General features: G+C 67.1%; 1 protein-coding gene. It reads left to right on the top strand.

Going from position 1 to position 3086, the window contains the following annotated elements; all coding sequences use genetic code 11:
• Positions 1–363 precede the first annotated feature (363 nt).
• A partial coding sequence (locus AB0J71_RS49840; protein WP_364421463.1) for a right-handed parallel beta-helix repeat-containing protein occupies positions 364–3086 on the top strand: 2723 nt, incomplete at its 3' end.

The raw sequence follows: 3086 nt of genomic DNA, 5'->3' as shown, positions 1-3086 counted from the left end.
GAAGAGTTGAGCGAGAGTGAAATCGGCTCATGCCGGGCATTGCAGTCATACGTCATACGTCCTATCCTTCAGTCGCGCCGACCAGATCCGTTCGCTCCAAGGGCGGCCACCCCCCAGGAGGCAGAAATGTTTTCGTTCGCAAAACCTCGTGATCGATCGAGGACCGTCTTAGCCGCGTTTTCTGTCGGAGCCCTGCTCAGCACAGGGTTCATCGCCGGGACGGGCCCGGGCTGGGCGACCGCGGCGCCACCGCCCAGGCAGGTGCACGCCTCACCCGACGGGTCCGGGACGGGCTCCGGAACATCGGATGACCCGGTCTCGCTGGCCCGGGCTCAGGAGCTCCTCCGGTCTCTCAACGACGACATGCAGTCCGACATCGAAGTGGTGCTCTCGGACGGGGTGTACCGGCTGGAGGCCCCCATCCGGCTGACCCAGGAGGATTCCGGCGGCAACGGGTTCGCCGTGCGATGGATCGCCGCGGACGGCGCCTCCCCGGTCATCTCAGGCTCCACCCGGGTTACCGGCTGGACGGTCGCCGATGCCGAGCGGGGGATCTACTCCGCCGCCGTCCCCGACGGGGCCCGGACCCGCAACCTCTACGTCGACGGGCGAACCGCGCCGCGCGCGCGAACCAAGATCCCGCGTCCGCCGACGGACCGCTACACGGCGGACGGCCTGAAGATGTCGTCCGACCTGGCCTTCCTCAAGAACCTCACGAGTGCGCAGCTCGCGGACGTCGAGCTGCGCAGCATCGGCTCCTTCACCGACCGCTTCAACGGCGTGACCAAGATCAGCGACGACGGTTCGGCCCTGGTGATGGAACAGCCCGCGTGGAAGAACAACACCTGGGGCTGGGACACCTTCCAGGGGCCCTTCCACGACGGCGGGTACTTCGCCGAGAACGCCCTGGCGTTCATCGACGAACCCGAGGAGTGGTACCTCGACTCCCGCGGCAAGAAGCTCTACTTCAAGCCCTCCGACCCGGCGAAGATCAACGAACTCGACGTCGAGTTGCCGCGCCTGGAGACGCTGCTCGCGATCGGCGGCACGACGGCGCAGCAGGCTCGGGCGATCGAGATCGACGGCCTCACGTTCTCGGGCGCGACCTGGAACGCGCCGACGCAGACCGGCGGATACGTGGACCAGCAGACCGGCGGCCACATCGACGTCGGCCCGCACTACCCGGCCAACGGCTATCCCGAGTTCGAGGCCACGCGACCGCACTGGACCCAGATCCCTTCCGCCGTGCAGATCTCCGCGGCCTCCGACGTCAAGGTGAACGACACCACCTTCACCGACCTGGGTGCCGGTGGCCTCGGCATCGGCAACGACCCGGCTGCGCACCTGTCGGGTGTGGGACTGTCGGCGCAGCGCGTCTCCGTGACCAACTCGCGCTTCACCGCCATCGGCTCGATGGGCATCACCATCGGCGGCATCTCCCAGCAGGCCCACCACCCGGGAACCCTGCCCGACGGCAGCCGCGACCCGAACGTGAGCGACGAGACGGTCGCCGCGATGACCGTCTCCGAGATCGTGGTGGCCAACAACCGGATCTGGGACATCGCCGACACCTACACCAGCGGCGTCGGCATCCTGATGACCTACACGCAGAACTCGACGATCAAGCACAACGACGTCACCGACGTGCCCTACAGCGGCATCAGCCTCGGCTACGGGTGGGGTGCCAACGACCAGGGGGGAAGCATCGAGTACCGCAACCGCGGTCTCTACAAGTACCAGCCCGAGTTCAGCACGCCGACGACGGCGAAGAACAACCGGATCACCGCCAACTACATCACGCGCTACGGACTCATGCACACCGACCTCGGTGGCTTCTACAACCTGTCGGCCAATCCCGGCACGGTGATCGCCGAGAACTTCATCAAGAGCACGGGGCAGGCCTTCTACCCTGACGAGGGGTCCAGGGCGCTGACGTTCAACGACAACGTCGTGATGTCGCCGAACTGGATGGGGCCGAACTACTTCACCCCACCCGGTCCGAGAGACCTGGCCGGCACCGGGAACTGGGTGACCGAAGGTGGCACGCACACCAACCCCGAGCGGAACAACCTGATCGAGGCCACCAAGTTCGACCCGGCGGAGCCGCCGTGCCCTGTCACCAAGACCGTGTTCGCTTCGGGCGTTCCCGTCGCTGACCGTCCGGCGGATGACCCCGACCGCAAGGAGCGCCGCTGCTTCCCGGAGATGACCGTGTCCTCCTCCTCGCCGGAGGGCAGGACGACGGTGTCCGCGGAGATCAAGGACCAGGCGAACGACCTGGTCGGCCTGAAGATTTCGGCCGTGGCCCCTTCGGGCTGGACGCTGACCCCGACCGGCTCCGTTCCCGAGACCCTCCCCGCGGGCAGCGTAGGCAGGCAGACGTGGACGGTGACGCCACCGGCGAACGAGGACCTGATCTCCAGGGCGACCATCCGGGTCACCGCGACGTGGGAGGACGGCACCGTCGAACGGAACGTCGACGTCGTCGCGAACGCGAAGCCGGTGCAGTCGCCGTTCATCTCGGTCGGCAACGACGGCTACCTGGCCTCGCAGAGCGGCGCCGGCTTCGCCCTGTGGCAAGCGGGCAAGGACATCTGGGGCGGTGGCGGACAGCACGATGACGAGTACGCGTCGATCTACGCCCCGGACTCGTTCGGCGACGGATCAACGATGATCGCCACGGTCACCGCTCAGGACTCCGCCAACGCGTGGTCCAAGAGCGGGCTCGTCGTCCGCAACGACATCTCCACCCCCTACTCCGCAGGCGGGTACGTCGCCCTGGTGGTCACTCCCTCCAACGGCGTGGTGTTGTCCGCGGACCGGGACAACGACGGTCTGCTCGACAACAACACGAGTCGAAGCGATGTGAAGGCGCCGGTCACGCTGAAGCTCCAGCGCAGTGGCACCTCGGTAGCGGGAAGTTACTCCAAGGACGGCGGAGCGACATGGACGGTGATCGGCACCGAGACCATGGGCACCCCGGACGCGAAGCAGGACGCGGGTCTCATTCACACGTCGCATGATTCGGCGAGGTTCGGGCTCGCGACCTTCAGCAACCTGTCCTACGACCCTCCCGTCCCGGGAGG

This window comes from Nonomuraea sp. NPDC049637, from assembly GCF_040675235.1.
Classification (GTDB): domain Bacteria; phylum Actinomycetota; class Actinomycetes; order Streptosporangiales; family Streptosporangiaceae; genus Nonomuraea.
This window is presented reverse-complemented; position numbering and strand designations above follow the sequence as displayed.